Raw genomic sequence first — 22,782 nt, 5'->3', positions numbered from 1 at the left:
ATGTGGAGGCGGGCCAATGATTCGCAGACTGTTTAACCGCCGAGACCGTGCGCCTCTGTTGCCGGGTGACGCGTCTTATATGAATGATGTCCAGGAGTCGCTGCTGACCCAAACCACACCCGGCTCGCGCCTGGTGTTGCACCTGATTGCCGCGGTGCTAGTGGGCGGCCTGGTGTGGGCGTACTTCGCCCGTGTCGAAGAAATTACCCAGGGCGAAGCCAAGGTCATTTCCAAGAGCCGCGAGCAGGTGATCCAGAGCCTGGAAGGCGGGATTCTCGCGCAGATGAATGTGCGCGAAGGCGATGTGGTCGATAAGGGCCAGGTGCTGCTCAAGATCGACGCGACCCGTGCGCAGGCCAGCTACCGCGAAACCTTGTCCAAGGTCATCGGCCTTAAGGCGAGCATCACCCGTTTGCGTGCCGAGGCGTACCAGCAACCGCTGGAGTTCGATGACATGGTGAAAACCGACAAGGCGGTGATGCAGCAGGAAATCCAGGCTTACAACGCCCGCAAAAATGCCTTGAACGAAAGTGTTGGCGGCCTGCAACGCAGCTATGCCTTGAGCATGCGTGAGATCCAGTTGGCCGAGCCGTTGGCAGCCAAGGGCCTGATGTCCGAGGTGGAGATCTTGCGCATGCGCCGTCAGGCCAATGAAATCAAGTCGCAGATCGTCGAGCGCACTAACCGCTATCAAGCTGAAGCCAACGCCGAGCTGGCGAAGTTTGAGTTGGAGTTGTCGCAAACCAGTGAAAGTTTGATTGGCCGTGCCGACGTGCTGGAGCGCACCACCATCACCGCCCCAGTCCGTGGCACTGTCAAAAACGTCCGTGTCAATACGGTGGGCGGGGTGATCCAGCCCGGCGAGCACATCCTGGAAATTGTGCCGCTGGAAGACCAGTTGCTGGTGGAAGGCAAGATACGCCCCGCTGATGTCGCGTTTTTGCACCCGGGCCTGGCGGCCACGGTGAAGATTACTGCCTACGACTACAGCATTTATGGCGGCCTCAAAGGCACCGTCGAACACATCAGCCCGGACACCCTCAAGGATGACCAGAAAGCCGCCGCCGGCCGTGCTGACGACACCTACTACCGCGTGCTGATCCTCACCGACAGCAGCAGCCTTGAGGCGGGTGGCAAACCCCTGCCAATCATTCCCGGGATGGTGGCCACGGTCGAAATCCGCACCGGCGAAAAAACCATTCTCGATTACCTGCTCAAACCCGTGCTCAAGGCCCGGGAAGCTTTCCGGGAGCGCTAACCATGACGTTTAAATTTGCGGGCGCACAGTCGACACTGGCCGCCCATCTGGCCTCGCTGTGCCTGTTTGGCGGGTTGTGGCTCAGCCCGGCCCAGGCCGAGGGGCAAGCAGACTTGCTCAACTTTCAGCCCGTGACTGCCGAAACCGCCAAACCCACCGCGCCGGCGCGCGCCGTGACGGCGCCACAGGTTCACAGCGTATCCGCCGTGGCGTACGCGGCGTTGCCAGCACGCATGGCAGCCCGCGCTCAGGGTGCACAGATCAATACCGGACCGTCGGAGCTGGAACTGCGCGGCATTTTCCGGCGTGCCGTGGAAGCGGCGATCAACCGCAGCCCGCAAGTGCTGCGTTCCAAGGCAGAACAACAGGCTTCACAGTCTGATGTGGATGAAGCCAAAGGCCAGCGCTGGCCGCAGGTTGACGTCGGCACTCAGACCCAGGCCATGCAGTTCGGCAAGGGCAAGGACAACGAGCAGGGCAGTGGCGGCATCAACCTGGCGGTGTCGACCATGGTTTATGACTGGGGACGCATGGATAACACCATCGATAGCCGTAAAAAGCTGGCGGTGGCGGCGGATGAAAGCCTGGCTGCCGAAATGGAAAACACCGGGTATGAAGTGGTGACCACGTTGATTGAGATGGGCAAGCAGCAGATCGTCGTTGACCTCAGCCAGCAGTTTGCCGACCGCATGCAAGAGCTGGTGAAGATGCTCGCCGGCATCGTCGCCGTGGACCAGGGCCGGGCCAGCGAATTGACCCAGGCCAAGGCGCGAATGCTGCAGGCCCAGGCGCTGCGTGATGCCGCCGAAGCCAAGGTGCGTGATGCGCAAATCACCCTGCGCAAGCTGGTGGGCGAACGGCCGATTCCGATTCCGCGCAGCAAAGAGTGGAACATCGGCCTGACCCAGCTTGAAACCCTGTTGGACGCTGCCAAGAACCACCCGACGATTCGCCAGGCCACCGCCCAGGCTGAATCGGCAGACTTACAAGCTGAGGCGGTGCGCGCTTCCGGGTTGCCGCAACTCAACTGGGTGATCAGCAAGAACACCGCCGAGGATTCAATCGGCCGCGAACAACCGTGGCAGACCAACCTGAGCGTGACCTGGGGCGCGTTCCGTGGTGGCTCCACCCGCGCCGCCGAACGTGCAGCCTTGCAGCGTGCCGATGCCAGCCGTCAGGAAACTGAGCAGCAACGCCTGGACCTGGAATTTCGCATCCGTACGGCCGACAACGATGCGCGCACCCAACTGGAGCGTGCCGAGCTGTACCGTGAGTTGTCGGCGGAGTCGGACCGTATTCGCGATGCGTTCTTCCAGCAATGGCACCACTTGGGCAAGCGCACCTTGCTTGATGTGCTGACCGCCGAAAACGACCACTACGGCAACCAGGTCAGCGAAATCAGCAACCGCTTCGATGGCTACCAATCGATTGTTCGCCAATATGCGAGTGCCGGCACGCTGGCGCGCTGGTTACAGGACGGGCGCTGAAAGCGGGAATATTCCTACACTGGGCAAGGTGTGTAGACTTCGTCTTTATTCGCATTTCAATGGAATGGAACACTTTGAACCCATCGGTAATGAAAGGGTTTTTCTTCTCCCTCAGCCTGTTGCTGCTCTGGGCAGCGAGCGTTTCGGCTTGGGCCATGGAGCCTGCACAGCTGCGGGTTCGCACGCCGGTGTTGGCGCCCAAGGTGGCGTTTAGTCCCGACACACGGGGCTGGCTCGACAAGCGCTCCACCGTGCGAGTCGCGTTTTGGGGCGGCGCCCGGCAACCGTTGCACGTGGGCTATGAACCCGACGTGTTCGAGGGTGTTACGGCTGATGTGTTGGGTTTGTTGCAGCAAACCATGGGTGTGCCCTTTGAAATGCAGCGTTATGGCAGCCGTGCCGAGGCATTGCAGGCCATGGCGCGGGGCGAGGTGGACATGCTGGGGCTCAACGATGTGACCCAGACGGATCCGCTGACGGTTCCCAGCACACCCTATCTATTGAACCGTCAGGTGATTGTGCGGCGCATCAACGAGCCCCATGACGCCAGCTCTGATATTGCGCGTGGGCGCCTGGCCTATTTTGATAACGACACACAGCAGGGGCCGCTGCATCAGCAATATCCCAACAGCACGCTGATTCGCTACACCAGCCGTTTGAACGGGATGGCGGCGCTGGCCTACGACCAGATCGACGCCCTGCGCACCAACGCGATCACCGCCGAATTTCTGATTTCGCACTTCTACCGTAATAAGCTCGCCATTGCCGGCAACGCCGTATCGCCGAACATTGCCGACATCAATTTCTCGGTCAGCGTCCGGTCCCCGCAATTGCTGAATGCAATCAACCAATCCCTGGCGGCATTTCCGGTTGCAGGCATGCTGCGCATCACTTCGCGCTGGGGGTTGAGCAACAACTTTGTGATAGCCCACCGTTCTCTGGAATTAAGCCCCGAACAAACAGCGTGGATTGCCGCACACCCAAAGGTGAGGGTGCTGGTGACGGGCACCTACGCACCGCTGACGTTTTTTGATGAGCAGAACCGCCTGCAAGGCTTGAGCGCCGACCTGCTGAAGGTGATTACCCGGCGCACCGGGCTTGAGTTCGAGTGGGTGCGCAGCACCGGCGTGGGCGATATGGTCGCGCGCCTGGATCAGCATCAGGCCGACATGATTGCGGCGTTGAGCATCGGTGATTTTCGTCTCTCACCCAGCCAATACACCCGGCCCTACCTGCTCAGCCCCTTTGTGGTGGTGACACGCCGGGCGCAGGCCGATATTCGCAGCCTTGAAGAACTCAACGGTCTCAAACTCGCCCTGCCGGTGGGCAACCCGCTGTCCGCCTGGGCCGACCAGCATTACCCCGCTATCACCAAGGTGCCGGTCGAAAGTGCGACCCGCGGCCTGGAGATGTTAATGGCCGGTGACGTGGCGGGCAGCGTGCAAACTCAATTCAGTGCCGACTATTTCATCAACTATCACTTTCAGAAGGACCTGCACATCGCCTCGGTGTTCGGCCAGGCGCCCGCCAGAATCGCGATGGCGGTTGCCCAGGACAAGCTGCTGCTCAAGGACATCATCAATCAGGCGTTGCTGGAAACCTCGCCGGAAGAACTGCAGGAAATGACCGACCGCTGGAGCAGCCACGTCGTGCCGGCCATCGCCAGTCCCTGGAGCACATACAAAGACACGGTGTACACCGTGATTGGCGGCGCCGCGCTGTTTGCGCTGGTATTTTTGATCTGGAACTACTTTTTGCGCGTGCAGATCAACCAGCGCAAAAAGGCCGAGCAGGCCCTTGGCGACCAGCTGGAATTTACCCGCACCTTGATCGACGGTGCGCCGGTTGCGCTGTACGTGCGGGACGAAGAAGGGCGGCTGGTGCAATGTAACCGGGCTTACCTGGACTTCTTGCAAACCAGCGCAGACGAAGTGGTCGGCAAGACCTTGCTGGAAAGTGATCACGTCAGCCCGCACCTGATTACGCGGTATCACCAGTTTTACCTGGACATTCTCAAAGAGGGCCAGCCGACCTTTGGCGACTTGGAGGTGCAGGTCAAAGGTGAGTCTTTTCAGCTGTACCACTGGGTACTGCCATTCCATAACAGCGCCGGGCGTTATGTCGGCTTGATCGGCGGCTGGCTGGACATTACCGAGCGGGCGCACCTGACCGAGCAACTGCGCCTGGCGACCGAAACGGCGGTGGAGGCCAGCCGTTCCAAGTCGGTGTTCCTGGCGAGCATGAGCCATGAGATCCGCACGCCCATCAGCGCTTTGATTGGCCTGATTGAAATGCTGCGTCTACGCGGTGGTACACCCGCGCAGAGGGAAGAAAACCTGGAGGTTGCGCACCAATCGGCACAGTCATTGTTGTCGCTGATCGGCGACATTCTGGATTTGTCGAAGATCGAGGCCGGGGCGATGGAACCGTCGCCAAGGCCGACTCACCTGGTTGAGTTGATGCAGTCGCTGCACACGCTATTTGCCACCAACGCCCGCAAAAAACAGCTGGATTACACGCTGTCGACTCAGGTCACTCACCACGGCGTGATGATTGATGCGCTGATGCTCAACCAGATCGTTTCGAACCTGCTGAGCAACGCGATCAAGTTCACCGGGCAGGGCAGTGTCCAGCTGTTATTACGTGAGCTGCCAGATGCGCGCAACGCAGGGTATGGCCGTTTTGCAATTCAGGTCAGTGACACCGGCGCGGGGCTGACGACTACGCAGCAGCATGAGATTTTCGAGCCATTCGTGCAGGCCGACCCTGGCGAACACCGCGCCAGGGGAACTGGCCTGGGGCTGAGTATTTGCGTCAGTCTGGCGCGTTTGCTTGAGGCGCAATTGAGCGTCGACAGTCAGCCAGGGCTAGGCTCGCGCTTTACCTTGGTGTTTGAAGCGCCACTCGCCGAAATCGCTGAAGACCAAGCGCTGCAAACGGTTCAGATGCCTTCCGGCCACCGCTTGAAAATCCTCGTGGTGGAAGACCATGCACCGAACCGCCTGCTGCTCTGCCAACAACTGGAATACCTGGGCCACGACGCCGTGCCTTGCGATGACGGCGAATCGGCGCTGGCCCTATGGGAGCAGGCGAGCCCGCTGTTCGACCTGACCATTACCGACTGCGGCCTGCCGGGCATGGACGGCTACGAGCTGACCCGGCGCATGCGCGACTGGGAACAGGGCATGGCACAGCGCGCCCACCCGATTTTTGGCCTGACCGCCAACGCACAGTCCGAAGTGGTGGAGCGCTGCCTCGCGGCCGGCATGAACCGCTGCCTGTTCAAACCCATCGGTATTGAAACGCTGGCACCCTTGATTGGCGACGTGGCGCAACAAAGTGAGCGCCGCGCACTGGCGGCTGCCAGCAATAAGGGTGGCGAATTGGAGAAAATCCGCCTGCTCAGTCCTGAGTCCTATGGGCCGCTGGTGGTGGAGATCCTCAAGACCCATCGCGAGGACGCGCTTGAACTGACCCGATTGTTGGCGCTGGGCGACGTCGCAGGCCTGGGCAAACTGGCCCACAAAATCCGCGGCGGCGCGTACCTGACCGGGGACGCTGAATTGAGCGCGGCCTGCGGCGCGCTTGAAAGTGCAGCGCAGGCAGGTTCGCTGCCAACGTGTTACCCGGCGGCGGAGACCCTCCAGGCCAGCCTCCAGGCACTCGAAGAACGCCTGTTAAGCTGACTTCAGCACTTCATACCGCGCAGCTGCAGATGATGGAGGTAGGCCTTTTTCAAGTATTCAAGGCTGGTTCTGGTTCAGCTCCACTTTTATGGTCACACGTCGGTTTGGTGCATAACACGCGACTTGTTCTTCAGGGGTGCCATAGCAGGTGCTCACCACCGGCTCGCGGTTGCCGGCGCTTTCGGTGCTGATCAGTGTTTGTGCGATACCCGCGTCCACCAGCATTTCGCTAACGGTGTCGGCCCGTTGGTGGCCGAGCATTTCGTTGCGCGCAGCATTGCCCATCGGGTCGGTGTGGCCGGTGATGACGATATGCTTGATCTGCGCCTGGTCCTTGCGCAACGCTTCGAGCAGTTGCCGGATGGCCTCATGGCCACTGCCGGAAATGTACTGGCGTGACACCTGCCCCGGTGCAAATTGCACGTCCTTTTTCAGGCCGTACTGCTTGGTTGGGCCGCTGTTTTTCAAGAACGCGTAATGACGGCAAGCCTCCACACTGTCGACTCTGGACAGGACGTGCACCTGCGCGCGGGTGCTGTTCAGCTCGGGTGTGGCTTCTTCGCGGCTGACTGGTTGCGGGAAGGTGCTGCCGTCTTCGCGCACACGCAGGAAGTAGGTTTGGCCAGCGTGCAGGTGGGCCTGGTAAAGGTCATTTTTCTTGCCCTGGTATGTAGGCGCGTCGTCCAGGTAAGCGCCCAGCGTGTGTGTGCCCGGTGCCACGCAAAAGCGTGTGTAGCCACCCGGCAGCAAGCCGGTATGAAACTGGCGGTCGACGTACACATGCGCAGCGCCCTGGCGCTGCACACTCAACACTGGGCGGTAATAGATAACCTGCGCCTGATCGACGGCCACTGGTGCGGCCTCTTGATACGCGGTGTAGAACGCTTTGCCCGTGCCGTTGTTGGCACTGGCTGCAACGGGCATGTGGGTCCACAGCAGAAGGGAACCGAGCACTGCGACGGCGGGGAAAGATGAGTGATTCAAAGTCATGAGGTGTGCGCCATGGGCACCGATTCTGCGGCACCTGAAAGGGATCAAGAGTGGATAAATCAGCAGGCCTAAAATCGCTCTGCTGCCTTGAACCTATTTTGCGCAAAGGCTTTTGGCGGCTCTATGAGACCCGTCTCATAAGCCCGTAAATAGAGGGTTTAAGCAGTTTTCAAGACGGAAAAAAACCGGCGTAGATGGCTACGCCGGTCTGCTGCAAAGTGAAGGGGCTTACGGCAGCAAATCAACCCTTACGACGACGCGACGGTCCGGCGCATAGCAGGCAACGTGCTCAGCGCGCGAGCCTTGGCAATCGCTGCTGACCGGTTCACTCGAACCTGCGCTGCTGGCGTTGATGTGGGTGGCGGCAAGGCCACCGTCGAGCAACAGGCGGCGTACCGTTTGGGCACGCTTGAGGCCCAGTGCATGGTTGGCTGCAGGTTTGCCGATGGCGTCGGTGTGACCGATCACTTCAATTTGCTCAAGCTTGGCGTGTTCGCTGCGCAGTTGGCCGATCAGGTCACGAATGGCTTTACGCCCCGAGACCGAGATATCGGCATAGCCGGATTTGCCAAAGGCAAACAGCACGTCACCGGACAGTGAGTAGTCCTTGTACGACGCTGCAGCGGGCATGGGTTGGTAGTCACAGGCGACCACGTGGGAAGCGCGGGAAAGTGCATGCACCTGCTGGTGCGTTGCCGCCAGTTCGATTTCGGCCTGGTCACGCGGTACGGCCTGGGGAGTCGTGTTGGCGCCTTCGCTGACTTTCAGGAAGTAGGTCATGCCACCGGTCAATTGAGCGCTGTAAACATCGGCGTTCTTGCCTTTGTACTGCGGCGCATCGTTGAGGTAGGCGCCGAGGGTGTGCTGGCCCGGTGTGACGCAAAATGCGCTGTAACCACCCGGCAGCAACGCGCTTTGAAACTCGCGGTCGACGTAGACATGCGCGGCACCGGCCTGAACATTGGCGGCCGGTGCGCGGTAATACACCACTTGCGCCTGACCGCTGGAAACCGGCGCCACCGGGGTGTACTGACTGCCGAACGCTTTGGGAGAAGCGCCCTCAGCCATAACCGAAGGCGCGCTGCACAGGGCGACGCTCAACAGCGCGACATGGAAGATCGTAGTGTGTTTAAACATGCTTATGACTCCACCACGGACACCGACCGGTGCCCGGGGTTTTGAAAAAAGGGGAGAGGGCGGCACTCGGGTGCCGCCCCATTCGGGCTTACACCAGGTTGGTTTGCACGCCTTGCTGCACCAGCAACTCGGCATCCAGCGAGTCGTGGCGATACACCTCGTACACCACGCCACCCACGGTCACCTGGCCAGAGTTGGCCCAGTTGCCTGGGTCGGTGCCGTCGACCAGCAGGTCATCAAGGTTGACCTTGTCGCCGGTGTGGCCCTTGACCATCATTTGCACGTTGTCGTCTTCAGTGAACAATGAAGTGCCACCTTGTTCCAGCACATCGCTCAACGAAAGGTTCAAGGTGTTGTTGCCGGTGCCGGTGAGGTCGATGACCTCTACAGAGGAGATCTTTTCACCGAGCTTGGTCAGGTCGAGAACCTGGTCCTTACCGCTCAGTTTGAGGGTGTCGAGGCCACCATTGCCGGTTACTCCACTGGTACTGGCATTCAACAAAGTGACGTCGGCAATCGAGAACGTATTGTCCTCATCACCGCCCAAATATGCGCCGGCGTCGGTGATCGTCTGGTTTGCCGCAGAAGGCTCCACGCTGCTTTGTGCCTGATAGTCGTAATGACCGAATTTGATATCGTCGATCCATATGTAGGTGGTGGCGGAGGGGCCGTCTGCGAGCACCAGATCAACCGATTTGAATTCCTCCCCATAGGGAAGTTCGCAGGTGATTTTGGCCAAGCGGCCATCGGCAGAGGTCAATACCTCCCGATAGACTTCATTTCCTGCAGCATCTCGAAAGATGGCCGTGAGTTGTTCGTTCGTGGAAAGGTCGCCAACGGTCAATGAGACTGTATTTACGGGCTCTGGGTTAGTGATGTCGAGGCGAAGTATTGCACCTGCGGTTCCGAGCTCAAGGGCTGTGCTGGTAGAGGGTGTTCCAGCCATGTTGGAAATGCCGAACCCGGTATTCCAGCCGGTATTCATGTGCACGGCGGTAACCGTGAAGTCGTTCAATGTGTAGGTGTGGCCGACTACAAAAGCCGTAGTGGCCTGGCCATTGAAATTCTCGGTAAACGTATTCACGGTTGCTTTGGTGGACACGCGGTAATCCGAGATATTGCCCACATCGTCAATCAGCGCGGCACGCATATCTGCGGGTGCGTCATTGATGGAAGATGGCCAATGATGGTCAATTGATCCCGAGGCAACTTCACTGGCATTCAGTGTGTGTTCAATTGCAATGCCATCAACCATGATGTGCAACGTGTCGCCGACCTTGACTCCGTCACTGGCGAACTCGACATGGATCGCTTGGCCGTCCCAAGAAATAGCGGTTGGCGCTTCGACCGCCTGGTCCAGCGTCACCGCCTGTGCGGCATCATTGTGGTTGCCAGCAGCATCCAATACTCGTGTCTTGATTTCCCAGTTGGCACTATGGCTGCTTTGATCGACAAAGCTCCATTTGTCTGTGCCATTCATATTGGCGTCAAGCCATGTGTTACCGCCGTCAACCGACACTTGGACCTTGTCGCCTGCTCCCAGCGCAGCGCTCAAAGAACCCTGAATCAAACGCCCGGCCGAACCATCGTTAGTGATGAAGTCGTTGTGGTTGGCGCCACTGTCTTTGCTCATGCTATCGACGGTCGCCTTGGCCACCGGCGCTGTGGTGTCGATATTCACCGGGTACGGATCGGACTCGTCACTGGCGTTGCCTGCAGGGTCGGTCACGATAACGGTGAAGTCATGTTTACCGTCGTTCAGTGGCGGGTTGGGGGTGAACTCCCAGCTACCGTCATCCTTGACCGGCGCGGTGCCGATGACGGTGCCGTTATCCTTGATGGTCACCGTATCGCCCGGCTCTTGGCCGCTACCGACAAGCGTCGGGGTACTGTCGTCTGTCGTACCGTCTTTGCCTACCGGGTCCTGGATGAGGCCGACGTCATCTTTCACTTCGTCGATAACCGGTTTGCCAGGGGCCGTGGTGTCGATTTCGATGTCGAATTTGCCCGTAGGCAGGCTTTCACCACCGGCAGCGGTAACCACCGTGGCGGTAAAGCTGTGGCCGCCTTCGGCCAGCGCGGTTTTCGGGGTATATGCCCACTTGCCGCTGGCGTCCGAGGTGACGCTGTCCAGCAGCACGCCGTTGTCGTAGATATTCACCTGCGAGTTGGCTGTGGCCTGGCCGCTGAGGGTCGGCGTGGTGTCATCAGTGACCCCACCGTTTTTCAGCGGGCCGGTAACGGTGCCCTCGTTATCGAATACTTGAGTGATGCTGATCTCGACCATGCTGGTGTCGACCGTGAACTCGGTTTCGTCGCTTTTCGGGCTTTGGTTGCCTGCAGCGTCTTCAACGATGGTGCTGAAGCTGTGGTCACCGTCAGCCAGCGGGGTAGTAGGGGTGAAACTCCAGCTGCCATCTTTTTCGACAGGTGCGCGGCCGATCTCTACGCCCTTGTCGTAGACGATCACTGTGGTGCCCGGCTCAGCCGTGCCGCTGGCAGTCGGGGTGCTGTCGTCGGTGGTGTCCTTGTCATGGATCGTGCCGATAAGCGGGCCTACGTCATCAGTCAGCGTCTCGGCGCTAGCCGCTGGCGGGGTGGTGTCGAGGATGATCGGATACGCACCGGTTTCCGGGCTGACGTTGCCGGCCCCGTTAGTGGTAGTAGCGGTAATGTTGTTGAGGTTTTCGTGCAAGTCGCTGGTCAGTGGAACGCTCCATTGGCCGTTGCTGCCAACGGTGCCGGTACCTACCAGAACGCCATCTGAGTACACGTTGACGGTAGTGCCTGCCTCACCGGTACCGGAGAGGGTCGGGCGCTAGTCATCGGTGACGCCGCCAGGGGAAATATTACCGGTCTTGTCACCGAAATCGTCCAGTGCACCGGTAATGGCCGGTGCTGCAGGCACGCCGCCCGCAATCAGGCTGAAGTCGAACGGGTCGGATTCCTCGCTGACGTTACCGGCCTTGTCTTCTGCTTTGGCGGACAGGTCATGCGGGCCGTTGGTCAAAGGCAAAGTGGGCGTGAACGTCCAGTGACCGCTGTCGTCGGCAGGAACGCGACCGATTTCAACGCCGTTGTCGTAGATGATCACGGTGCTGCCAGCCTCGGCGGTACCGCTGATCTGCGGCTGGGCATCATCGGTGGTGTCGCCCTGGTTGATGTTGCCGGTCTGGTCGCCCTGGTCATCAAACACGGTGGTGATTTCCGGTTTGCTCGGTGCCTGGGTGTCGATGATGACTTTGTAAGGATCGGATTCTTCGCTGGCGTTGCCGGCCGGGTCGGTGACAATGATGCTGAAATCATGGTCGCCGTCGTTCAGCGGCGGGTTGGGGGTGAACGCCCAGCTGCCGTCATCCTTGACCGGCGCAGTACCGATGACGGTACCGTTGTCGATGATGGTCACCGTGTCGCCCGGTTCCTGGCCACCACCGCTGAGGGTCGGGGTGGTGTCGTCGGTGGAATCACCATCGGCAATCGGGCCACGGATCAGGCCGACGTTGTCGTCTATCAGGTCGATGCCGCCGTTACCCTCAGCGCCTGGCTTGCCCGGTGCAGTGGTGTCGATTTCAATGTCGAATTTTCCGGTTGGCAGGCTTTCACCCCCCCCGGCGGTGACGACGGTGGCGGTAAAGCTGTGGTCGCCTTCCGGCAACGGGGTGGTCGGAGTGTATGCCCACTTGCCGTTGGCGTCGGATGTGACGCTGCCCAGCAATACGCCGTTGTCGTAGATATTGACCTGCGAGTTGGCTGTGGCCTGGCCGCTGAGGGTCGGCGTGGTGTCATCGGTGACGGCGCCGTTTTGCAGCGGGCCGGTCAGGGTGCCTTCGTTATCAAACACCCGGGTGATGCTGATCTGCACCGCGCTGGTGTCGACGGTGAACTCGGTTTCGTCGCTTTTCGGGCTGTGATTGCCCGCTGCATCTTCAACGATAGTGCTGAAGCTGTGGTCGCCGTCCTGCAGCGGAGTCGTCGGGGTGAAGCTCCAGCTGCCATCTTCTTTGACGGGCACGCGGCCAATCTCTACGCCCTTGTCATAGATGATCACGGTTGTGCCAGGCTCGGCGTTGCCGCTGGCCGTCGGGGTGTTGTCGTCGGTGGTGTCCTTGTCGTGGATGGTGCCGAAGATCGGGCCGACATCATCGGTCAGGGTTTCGGCGCTGGCCGCTGGCGGGGTGGTGTCGAGGATGACCGGATACGCCGCGGTTTCCGGGCTGACATTGCCGACTGCATCGGTGGTGGTGGCGGTGATGTTGTTGAGGTTTTCGTGCAGGTCGCTGGTCAATGGAACGGTCCAGTGGCCATCGCTGCCCACTTGGCCAGTGCCCACCAATACGCCATCGGCATACACCTTGACGGTACTGCCTGGCTCACCGGTACCCGAGAGGGTCGGGCGCTTGTCATCCGTAACGCCGCCTGGGGAGATATTGCCGGTCTTGTCGCCGAAAGCGTCGAGGGCACCGGTGATGGCTGGCGCAGTGGGAGCGCCACCCGCCAGCAGGTCAAAGTCAAACGGATTGGACGGCTCGCTGACGTTGCCGGCCGGGTCCTGAGCCTTTGCAGACAGCTCATGCGGGCCGTTGCTCAGCGGGAACTCAGGGGTGAATGTCCAGTTGCCGCTGGCGTCGACAGGTGCACGGCCGATTTCAACCCCGTTGTCGTAGATGATTACGGTGCTGCCAGCTTCTGCGGTGCCGCTGATGTCCGGTTTGGAATCGTCGGTGAGTTCGCCGGGTGCAAGGTTGCCGGTGTGGTCGCCCTGGTCATCGAGCACGCTGGTGATTGCAGGGGCAGCAGGTGCCTGGGTGTCGATGATGACTTTGTACGGGTCCGACTCTTCGCTGGCGTTACCGGCCGGGTCGGTCACGATGATGCTGAAATCGTGATCGCCATCAGGCAGCGCTGGGTCGGGAGTGAACTCCCAACTGCCGTCGTCCTTGACCGGAACGGTACCGATGATGGTGCCGTTGTCTTTGATGATGACTGTGCCACCAGGCTCCTGGCCGCCACCGCTGAGGGTTGGCGTCGGGTCGTCGGTGGAGTCGCCATTTTCAATTGGGCCACGGATCAGGCCGACGTTATCGTCGACTTCGTCGATGCCGCCGTTGCCATCGGCGCCCGGTTTGCCGGGTGCGGTGATGTCGATTTCGAGGTCGAAAACCGGTGTTGGCGCGCTTTCGCCGTTCGCCAGGGTCACGACGGTGGCGGTGAAACCATGCTGACCTTCGGCCAGTGGCGTGTCCGGGGTGAAGGTCCACTGGCCATCGGCGTCTACGGGTGCGCTGCCGATCAGCAGGCCATTGTCGTAGATATTGACCTGAGAATTTGGTGTGGCCTGGCCGCTGAGGGTCGGGGTGGTGTCGTCGGTGACGTCACCCGTTTGCAGCTCATGGAGTAGGGTGCCGGCGTCGTCCATGACATGGTCGATCTTGATCAGCTCGCCACGGGTATCCACGATCAAATCGTAAGGCAGGGACGGCAAGCCACGGTTACCGGCGGCGTCCACCGCCACCGAAGTAAAGCTGTATTCGCCGTCGGCCAGGGCGGTGGACGGGGTGAACGACCACGTGCCGTCTGCGAGGGCCACGGTGTCGCCGATTTTTTCGCCGTTGGCGAAGATTTCAACGGTTGAGCCCGCCTCGGCGGTGCCGCTGAGGGTTGGGGTGTTGTCGTCAGTAACGCCGTCTTGCGGGATCAGGCCCGTGTGATCGCCGAAATCGTCCAGCGCTTGTTTGATCTCAGACTGCGCCGGGGCAGTGGCGTCGACAACGAACTCGAAGCCGGGGGAAGGTTCGCTTTCGTTGCCGGCCGGGTCTTTTTCTACCACGACAATAGTGTGGTCGCCTTCTGCCAGCGGAGTCTCGGGAATGAACTCCCACTTGCCGTCGCCGCCGACCACGACTTCGCCGATGACCTTGTCGCCGTCCTTGATGATCACGGTGTTGCCGGGTGTACCGGTGCCGCTGAAGGTCGGCGTGGTGTCATCGGTGGTGTCGCCGTTTTCGATTTTGCCGGTCTTGTCGCCGACGTTGTCTTCGACATCGTCCAGTTTTGGGACAGTCGGCATCAGCAGGTCGTCGTGGTGGCCGCCATCGTCGCGGTTGCTCGCCCAGATTGCACCGGCGGCAGCCAATGCGCCCAGGCCCAGCAGCGCGGGCCAGAACCAGCCAATGCCCGTTGCCGCGACCAGGCCATCAAAACCGTCCAGTTGCTCGGCGCCCAGCACCTGCGGAGCGGACACGCCGTCCATGAGGAAGGCCGCTTCGTGATCCGGCTCGGCATCCGAGGCAATGTATTCGTGGTAGGCACCGTCTTCAGCTACGCCAACCAGTTGACCGGCAGCGTCGAAGAAACCTTCGATGATCAGTTGCGGTTGATCCGGGTCCGTGCCTTCCAGCGCAACGTGCAGGTCTTTGCCAACACGCTTGATGGTGATGTTTTCCGGCGCGACACCCTTGTCGCCTTCAGCGAGGATGTACTTGCCATTGGCAACGGCCTTGATCCGTACCGGATGACCCTGAGGGTTGGCCCGAAGCTCAGTAGCCTCGGTAATGGTTTTGCCATCAACGACGGCGATATTCACTGCGTTTGTATTCACTCTCATGCCTCATTCGACAGTTGGGTCGATGTGCCGCCAAGGAAAGCCGCACAACCTGATCAGCCAACGCACGCTCTGTGAGTGCATTGGAATGAGGCAAATGTTGAGGGAGTGGGAAGCTGGGAGATATGAGACCTGTCCCAAAGCGGCAGGACCCCAGCGATAGAAACCGTTGGCCCGCACGCGCCCGGCCACAAAGACACCGCCTGCAGCCATCCCGCGTTCGAGACTGGATGTTTTGCCGCCCGCTGAAGCCTCCACGGCCGCCGGCCTCGGCACCATTCGTCAGTCGCTGAATCGTTTTGTTGAACGCACGCGCCTTTCATTCGGCCAGATAAACCATGTGCTGACGCAGTGCGCTGTGCTTGCAGCCGCCTTTTCACTATCACCCCCAGGAGACATCCATGAAGATTCTAGTAACGGGAGCAGGTACGGGATTTGGTTATGAAGTGGCCTTGAGGCTCGCTGAAAAAGGCTTGGAGGTTATCGCCGGTGTTGAGATAGTCGCGCAGGTTCATGCGCTCGAACAGGAGGCCAAGCGCCGGGGCGTTGCGTTGCGCATCGAGAAGCTCGACGTCACCCATGCGGGTGATCGCTTGAAAGCTGCCGAGTGGGATGTCGACGTGTTGCTGAACAACGCGGGCATTTCTGAGGGGGGGGCGACCGTCGATATTCCCGCCGAAAACCTGCGGCGCCAGTACGAGGTCAATGTGATTGGCCCGTTGATGCTGACGCAGCTGATTGCCAAGAAAATGGTGCTGAAAAAACGCGGCAAGATTGTCTTTATGTCCTCGGTTGCGGGCCTGACCGCCGATCCGTTTGCAGGCGCTTATTCGTCCTCCAAACATGCGGTGGAGGCCATCGCCGAAGCGATGAGCCTGGAACTCAGGGAGTTCGGAATCGAGGTGGCGACCGTCAACCCCGGGCCCTTCCTGACGGGCTTCAATGACCGGATGTTTGAGACGTGGAAGACTTGGCAGGACGACCCCGCCACGCGCCTGTTTGATTACAGCAAGCTCGCGTTTATGCATGAGCAGTACGACCCGGAGCCGGTATTCGAAACGACCATTGGCGTGATCACCGGGGCGCTTGACACTTATCGCAATGTTGAGCCAAAGCAAATCATTGACCAGCAACGCAAGCAGATGGACGCCGCCTGGACGCGCAAGAGTGCCGAAGCGCTCGGCACGCGTGCCGACCTTGTACAGAAGGCGTACGACATCAAGCCGGGCACGCCTGTCTGAACCGCTGCGCTGTGCATGAAAAAAAGCCACTCATTCGAGTGGCTTTTTTTTGGCGTGCAAGCAAACGGGCGCTTTTCAGTTTTCATGTGCCTTCATCAGAAAAAGATTGAATAATCACATCAAATGTTATTTAAATAACAAAAATAATAACGTCATGGTGCCTGCCACGACGTGCACAAGGTAAAGAAACCCATGAACAAGATCGCAGTCATCGGCAGCAATATGGTGGATTTGATCACCTACATCGACCGAATGCCGCGCCAGGGTGAGACGCTGGAGGCTCCCGGGTTTGCCATGGGCTGCGGCGGCAAAGGCGCCAACCAGGCGGTGGCCGCCGCCAAGCTTGGCACCGAGGTGTTGATGCTGACCAAGGTCGGCGATGACCTGTTCGCCGATAACACCCTCGCCAATTTCCAGCGGCATGGCATCGACACCCGCTATGTCACGCGCGTGGCGGGCGTGTCGAGTGGCGTGGCGCCGATTTTCGTGCAGGGCGACTCGCACAACAGCATCCTCATCGTCAAAGGCGCCAATGCACATTTGCAACCTGCCGATATCGACGCGGCCGAGGCGGCGCTGCGTGAGTGCAGCCTGATCGTGCTGCAACTGGAAATCGAGCTGGCGACCGTTTACTACGCCATAGAATTTGCCAAGCGCCATGGCATCGCGGTGTTGCTCAACCCGGCGCCTGCCGTCGCGGGTTTGAGCCGTGATCACCTGGCGCAGCTGGATTTTTTCATCCCCAACGAAAGCGAGCTGGCGCTGATCACCGGCAAGCCGGTCGACGGCCCTGACAGCGCGTTGATTGCTGCGCGTGAACTCAACGCGCAAGGCATTCGCCACGTCATTGTGACCCTTGGCGAGCACGGCGCGCTGTACGTGGGCGAGGAGGGCGAGTTCCACGTGCCGGGGCGCACGGTCGTCGCGCGCGACACCACCGGTGCCGGCGATGCATTCATTGGCTGCTTTGCCCATTACTGGAGCCAGGCCGGCGACATGCGTGCCGCCATGACCCGCGCGGTCGCGTATTCCGCCTGCTCGGTCACCGCGCTGGGCACTCAGAGTTCCTACCCGGACGCCGACGCCTTCGCGCAGTTTTTCAACCACGTCTGATCCCACAATCGCCGCCCGCCCAGCGCTGGCGCGCGCTGTTTACCACGGAGAATAACAATGACAAAAGTCCCGCTCCAACAGACCCCGGATGGTTTCTACCTCAACCGCACGCCCTGGTTCGCGTTCCTGCTGCTGTGCAGTATTTTCGCCCTGTGGGCGGCGGCGGCGAGCATGAATGACGTGCTGATCGCGCACTTCAAGAAGGCTTTTCTGCTCAGTGATTTCCAGACTGCATTCGTGCAATCAGCGTTCTACCTGGGCTATTTTTTCGTGGCGATTCCGGCGGCGATGGTCGTGCGGCGTTTTGGCTACAAAAGCACCATCCTCACCGGGCTGTTGCTGTACATGCTCGGCTGCGCGCTGTTCTTTCCGGCAGCGTCGACCGCCACCTACGGCATGTTCCTGATGGCGCTGTTTGTGATTGCGTGCGGGCTGTCCTTTCTCGAAACCGCCTGCAATACCTACTCGACGTTGATGGGCCCGCGTGAAACCGGCACCCGCCGTTTGAACATCTCCCAGACCTTCCACCCGTTCGGCGCGATGACCGGGGTGTATGTCGGCAGTTTCGTGATGTTCAAGGACACCGACGCCACCCGCGAACAGCTCACGCAAATGAGCGCCTCCGAGGCGGCGATCCAGCAGTTGGAGATGATCCAGTCGACGCTGCTGCCGTACAAATGGATGATCGCCGTGCTGGTGCTGATGTTCATCCTGATCGCCATCACCAGATTCCCGGCATGCCGTGGCAACGCCAAGGCCGACGTCAAGACGCGTAGCCTGGGGCAGAGCCTTTCACGGCTGTCGAAGAACCCGCGTTTCACTTTCGGTGTGCTGGCGCAGTTTCTGTATGTGGGCGCCCAGGTCGGGGTGTGGAGCTTCACCATTCGCCTGGCCATGCAGATGGGCGGGATGAATGAGCGCAGCGCCTCGTGGTTCCTGCTCACAACGTTTGCGGCGTACTTCGTCGGCAAGATGATTGCCAATCTGTTGATGCGCAAATTGCACCCGGCCCAGGTGCTGGCGATCTACGGCGTGCTGACCATCGTTTTGCTGGCCTACACCATTCTTGTGCCGAATATCAGCGCCGTGTATGCCGCGGTGGGCGTGAGCATTTTCCTCGGCCCGTGCTGGCCGACCATCTATGGCCTGACCATTGACGGGCTGGGCGAAGACACTGGCGTCGGCGGTTCGCTGCTGGTGATGAGCATCGTCGGCGGCGGCGTGATTCCGGTGTTCCAGGGGCTGCTGTCGGACGCCACCCACGGCAACATGCAACTGGCCTACACCGTGCCGTTGCTGTGCTTTGTGGTGATTGTCGCCTACGCCTGGTCGTGCATGCGCCACACTCGCGCCACGCAGTTGCAAGCCGGCGCGGCGGTGGCCTCATGAAAACCATGACCGTCGCGGTGTCACCCGACCAGTTCGGCGGGGCTGAGAAAGTCCTGCTGGAATCGGCCGATTTTCGTGTGCTGGCCTGGACGTACCCCAGTGGCGTAAAGGCCCTGGCTTTGGAAAATGCCCGTGGGCGCGTGGTGGCCTTGCCTTATCAGGGCCAGATGATCTGGTCGGCACTGTTTGATGGCTGCGACTTGACCATGCGCAATATGTTCAGCCAGCCCAAGCCCAGCCCGACGGTCATCGGCACCTACGGCTGCTTCATGTTTCACGCAGGGCTGCTGCGCAACGGCTGCCCGGCGCCCGACGATGACCACCCGCTGCACGGCGAAATGCCCTGCGCACCGATGGACGCTGCGTGGCTGGAAGTCGGCGAAGACGCGGCGGGCGCCTACCTGCGGCTCTGTGGGCGGTATGAATACGTGCAAGGCTTTGGTGATCACTACCAGGCTATGCCCTCGGTCACCTTGCGGGCCGATTCGGGCGTGTTCGACATCGGCATGCAGGTGACCAATCTGGCGGGCAAGGCCATGGAGCTGATGTACATGGCGCACATGAACTACGCCTACGTGCCTGACGGTCGGCTGGTTCAGCCGTTGGCCGGGGCGCGGGTGCGTGTTCGGCAAAGTGTTCCCGCGCATGTGCAACCGACACCCGAGTGGTCGGCTTACATCGCGCAATTGAGCGAGGAGCCGTCACGCTTGAGCACGCTGGACACGCCGGCGGTATACGACCCGGAAATCGTCTGCTTCTTTGAAGACGTTCCCGCAGATGCTGGCGGCCATGCGCATTTCCTGCTCGACCATCCGGCAGGTTCAGCCTTTTACACACGCTACCGGTCTGAGCAGTTTTCCCATGCGACGCGCTGGATCCTGCACAACGCCGACCAAGCGGTCGCCGCCTTTGTGTTGCCCGCCACCTGCGAGCCCGAAGGCTATCGGGTGGAAAAAGCCAAAGGTAACGTGCGTTCACTCGCTGCCGGGGAGAGCGCTGCGTTCAGCGTCACCACCGGGTATTTATCGCCTGAGGAACGCCACCAACTCGGCCGCGAATGGGGCGACTGAGTGCAGTTCACACCACGCACTGCGCGCCGTTCTTGAGGATCAGTTCGCGGTAGTGTTTCGGAATTTTCTTGTCGGAGATCACCACGCTGAACTGTTCCAGGGTGGCGAAATGTGCGGTGCGCACCGCGTCGAACTTGCTGTGGTCTGCCAGCAACAGGCTGTGCTGGGCCTGGCGCAAGACCTTCTGCTTGACCCCCACTTCATTGAAGTTGAAGCAGGTCACGCCAAAGGTCTCGCTCACCCCGGCGGCGGACATGAACGCCCAGGTCAGGCGCACGCTGTCGAGGATGCTGCTCTCGTCGGCATGGTCGAACACCTGGTTTTTGCGATGAAAAGTGCCGCCACACAGCACGATGGTGCAGTTGGTTTTTTGCTGCAGCTTGAGCAGGACGTTGAGCGAGTTGCACACCGCCGTGAACTCCAGCTCGTCGGGTATGAAGTCGATCACATAGGGGACGGTGGTGCCGCAGTCGAAGAACACTGTGTCGCCGCTCTTGATGAACGCCGCCGCGAGCTTGCCGATCCGGCGTTTTTCTTCAACGTGGCGGGCGCCTTGTTCGCTGACCTTGTAGTCGGGCGCGTCGCTGGGGTCGTAGGCCAGGGTGATATGCCCACCCAACAGATGGAAAGTCTGCGGGTGGCGATTCAAGTCGCGGCGCAAGGTCATTTCAGAGACGTCGAGCAACGCGGCCATCTCGCGCAGATGGATCGCTTTCTGGTCCTGCAAGGCTTGTTGGATCAGTTTGATGCGTTCCGATTGTTTGCTTTCCACAGGCGTTCCGATTTGTTGTGATTTAAACATTAAGTGTTATTATATTAACATATTCAAGGTGTGGCCTCTAACGCACAGCACCCCTTTTGTGTCTTCACCAGGACCTATTTATGAGCCCGATCGAACCTGCAGCACTTGCACAGTTTATAGACCATACGTTGCTGGCGCCTGACGCCACGCGTCAACAGATCGCTGTGCTGTGCAGCGAAGCGCTGGAATACGGGTTTTATTCCGTTTGTGTGAACTCGGGTCAGGTGCCTTACGCGGCGCAGTTGCTCGCGGGGCAATCGGTCAAAGTCTGCGCCGTGGTCGGTTTTCCGCTGGGTGCCGGGCTAAGCGAGAGTAAAGCCTTCGAAGCCCGGCAGGCAATCGCCGCCGGTGCGGGCGAGATCGACATGGTGCTCAATATCGGCGCCCTGCGTGAGGGCCTGCTTGAGACGGTGCGCGACGACATCGCCGCCGTGCAACAGGCTTGCGGCGCGGTGCCGCTCAAGGTGATTCTCGAAACCTGCCTGTTGGACGACACGCAAAAGACCCGCGCCTGCGAAATCTGCCGCGACCTTGGCGTGGCGTTCGTGAAAACCTCGACCGGCTTCAGCCGCAGCGGCGCGACCCCGGAAGACATCGCGTTGATGCGCGGCGTCGTAGGCCCGCACATGGGCGTCAAGGCGTCGGGTGGGGTGCGTGATTACGCGACGGCCGTGGCGATGATCGAGGCGGGCGCCACGCGCCTGGGTACGAGTTCAGGTGTGAGCATCGTCAGCGGCGAACCGGCGAGCGCGGCCGGCTACTGATGGATTGAAAAATTAAGCCACTCGATTGAGTGGCTTTTTTTTGTCTGCGATAAACCCACTGGGTTGCGCCTGTTTTGGGTTGATTGACGTCTAATACACAAAAGTCCAATATGGATTTATCAGTATAAATATGCTTTAGCTTTTTCGTCTTTCTTGCCAAACCAACAACAACTTGCGAGACCCTGATCATGAAGACACGCGCGCTCATTACCGGCCTGGCCCTCAGCCTGCTCGCTTCCAGCCACGTGCTGGCGGCCGAAAAAACCCTGCGAATCGGCATCGAGGCGGCGTACCCACCGTTCGCGTCCAAGACCCAGGACGGCAAGATCGTCGGGTTCGACTACGACATCGGCAACGCGTTGTGTGCGCAGATGAAGGTCAAATGCGTGTGGGTGGAAGGTGAGTTCGACGGTCTGATTCCTTCCCTCAAGGTGAAGAAAATTGACATGGCCTTGTCGTCCATGACCATCAATGAAGACCGCAAGAAGTCTGTGGACTTCACCCACAAATACTATTTCACCTCGTCGCGCCTGGTGATGAAAGACGGCGCCGTGGTGGATGATCAGTATGCCAGCCTCAAGGGCAAGACCATCGGCGTGCAGCGCGCCACGACCACTGACCGTTATGCCACCGAGGTGTTTGAGCCCAAGGGCATCAACGTCAAGCGCTACAGCAATAACGAAGAGATCTACATGGACCTGGCTTCCGGGCGCCTGGATGCGATTTTTGCTGACACTATTCCGTTGAGTGATTTCCTGTCGATGCCGCGTGGCAAGGGTTATGCGTTTGTCGGGCCGGAACTCAAGGACCCGAAATACGTGGGCGAGGGCGCGGGGATTGCGGTGCGTAAGGGTAATGCGGGGTTGGTGGGGGAGTTGAATGCGGCCATCGATGGGATTCGGGCCAATGGGGAGTATCAGAAGATTTCGGAGCAGTATTTCAAGTCTGATATTTATGGGGATTGATTGGTCTTGAGTGTTGCGGAAACTCCGGTTAACTGTGGGAGCTGGCTTGCCTGCGATGGCGTCCTTATGTTTGACGCGTGAAAAGGGTACATATCCGTTGTTTTGGTTATGGCTGATTTGGGTTCCGCTCTTACAGCGGCTCACTTTTGATAGAGCGCAAAAGTAAGCAAAACGCTCTTGCCCCTCCACTCGGTGCCTCGCTGTGGCTCGGCATGCCCGCACTCCGGCTTGAATCCGTGGGCCGCCGTGACGGGCCATCCATGGCCCAACACGGCTAAC

Annotated in this window: 13 protein-coding genes and 1 pseudogene; 9 read left to right on the top strand and 5 right to left on the bottom strand. The window is 60.0% G+C overall.

Going from position 1 to position 22,782, the window contains the following annotated elements:
* Positions 1-16: 16 nt before the first annotated feature.
* The 3 genes from WBB95_RS28085 to WBB95_RS28075 all read left to right on the top strand — a co-directional run bounded on the left by WBB95_RS28085 (position 17) and on the right by WBB95_RS28075 (position 6,431).
* On the top strand, positions 17-1,258 hold the full coding sequence (locus WBB95_RS28085; RefSeq protein WP_424490541.1) for an HlyD family type I secretion periplasmic adaptor subunit: 1,242 nt from the start codon (positions 17-19) through the stop codon (positions 1,256-1,258).
* A gap of 2 nt (positions 1,259-1,260) precedes the next feature.
* Positions 1,261-2,745, top strand: a complete 1,485-nt coding sequence (locus tag WBB95_RS28080) for a TolC family protein (protein WP_424490540.1) — start codon at positions 1,261-1,263, stop codon at positions 2,743-2,745.
* Between the two features lie 74 nt (positions 2,746-2,819).
* Positions 2,820-6,431, top strand: a complete 3,612-nt coding sequence (locus WBB95_RS28075) for a transporter substrate-binding domain-containing protein (protein ID WP_424490539.1) — start codon at positions 2,820-2,822, stop codon at positions 6,429-6,431.
* Positions 6,432-6,488: 57 nt separating this feature from the next.
* Here the strand turns inward: WBB95_RS28075 and WBB95_RS28070 are convergent, their stop codons facing one another.
* The 4 genes and pseudogenes from WBB95_RS28070 to WBB95_RS28055 all read right to left on the bottom strand — a co-directional run bounded on the left by WBB95_RS28070 (position 6,489) and on the right by WBB95_RS28055 (position 15,156).
* Positions 6,489-7,421 carry an OmpA family protein gene (locus WBB95_RS28070; RefSeq protein ID WP_424490538.1) on the bottom strand — a complete coding sequence of 311 codons (933 nt, stop codon included), beginning with the start codon at positions 7,419-7,421 and terminating at the stop codon, positions 6,489-6,491.
* A 228-nt stretch (positions 7,422-7,649) separates the two neighbouring features.
* Positions 7,650-8,558 carry an OmpA family protein gene (locus tag WBB95_RS28065; protein ID WP_424490537.1) on the bottom strand — a complete coding sequence of 303 codons (909 nt, stop codon included), beginning with the start codon at positions 8,556-8,558 and terminating at the stop codon, positions 7,650-7,652.
* An 88-nt stretch (positions 8,559-8,646) separates the two neighbouring features.
* A pseudogene (locus WBB95_RS28060) lies at positions 8,647-11,364 on the bottom strand (Ig-like domain-containing protein); the annotation flags it as partial.
* Between the two features lie 12 nt (positions 11,365-11,376).
* Positions 11,377-15,156, bottom strand: coding sequence for an Ig-like domain-containing protein (locus tag WBB95_RS28055; protein WP_424490536.1), 3,780 nt, complete (start codon positions 15,154-15,156; stop codon positions 11,377-11,379).
* Between the two features lie 404 nt (positions 15,157-15,560).
* Between WBB95_RS28055 and WBB95_RS28050 the strand changes: the two genes are divergently transcribed.
* From WBB95_RS28050 to WBB95_RS28035, 4 genes are all read left to right on the top strand, one after another.
* On the top strand, positions 15,561-16,400 hold the full coding sequence (locus WBB95_RS28050; RefSeq protein ID WP_424490535.1) for an SDR family oxidoreductase: 840 nt from the start codon (positions 15,561-15,563) through the stop codon (positions 16,398-16,400).
* A gap of 192 nt (positions 16,401-16,592) precedes the next feature.
* A complete protein-coding gene (rbsK, locus tag WBB95_RS28045) occupies positions 16,593-17,513 on the top strand; it encodes a ribokinase (protein ID WP_424490534.1) in 921 nt (306 codons plus the stop codon).
* Between the two features lie 57 nt (positions 17,514-17,570).
* Positions 17,571-18,902, top strand: a complete 1,332-nt coding sequence (gene fucP, locus WBB95_RS28040; protein ID WP_424490533.1) for an L-fucose:H+ symporter permease — start codon at positions 17,571-17,573, stop codon at positions 18,900-18,902.
* Positions 18,899-19,972: an aldose 1-epimerase family protein gene (locus WBB95_RS28035; RefSeq protein ID WP_424490532.1), complete on the top strand. Its 1,074-nt coding sequence runs from the start codon at positions 18,899-18,901 to the stop codon at positions 19,970-19,972. The genes fucP and WBB95_RS28035 overlap by 4 nt, the downstream gene beginning before the upstream one ends.
* Positions 19,973-19,979: 7 nt before the next feature.
* Here the strand turns inward: WBB95_RS28035 and deoR are convergent, their stop codons facing one another.
* Entirely contained in the window at positions 19,980-20,774 is a 795-nt protein-coding gene (deoR, locus tag WBB95_RS28030; protein ID WP_424490531.1) for a DNA-binding transcriptional repressor DeoR, read from the bottom strand.
* 80 nt (positions 20,775-20,854) lie between these two features.
* Between deoR and deoC the strand changes: the two genes are divergently transcribed.
* Complete coding sequence (gene deoC, locus WBB95_RS28025; RefSeq protein WP_424490530.1) at positions 20,855-21,538, top strand: deoxyribose-phosphate aldolase; 684 nt, start codon at positions 20,855-20,857, stop codon at positions 21,536-21,538.
* 188 nt (positions 21,539-21,726) lie between these two features.
* Positions 21,727-22,503: an ABC transporter substrate-binding protein gene (locus WBB95_RS28020; RefSeq protein WP_424490529.1), complete on the top strand. Its 777-nt coding sequence runs from the start codon at positions 21,727-21,729 to the stop codon at positions 22,501-22,503.
* The last annotated feature ends 279 nt before the right edge of the window (positions 22,504-22,782 follow it).

The organism is Pseudomonas sp. (assembly GCF_049645325.1).
Lineage (GTDB): Bacteria > Pseudomonadota > Gammaproteobacteria > Pseudomonadales > Pseudomonadaceae > Aquipseudomonas.
Note: the sequence above shows the minus strand (reverse complement) of the source record. Positions and strands in the feature narration are given on the sequence as shown.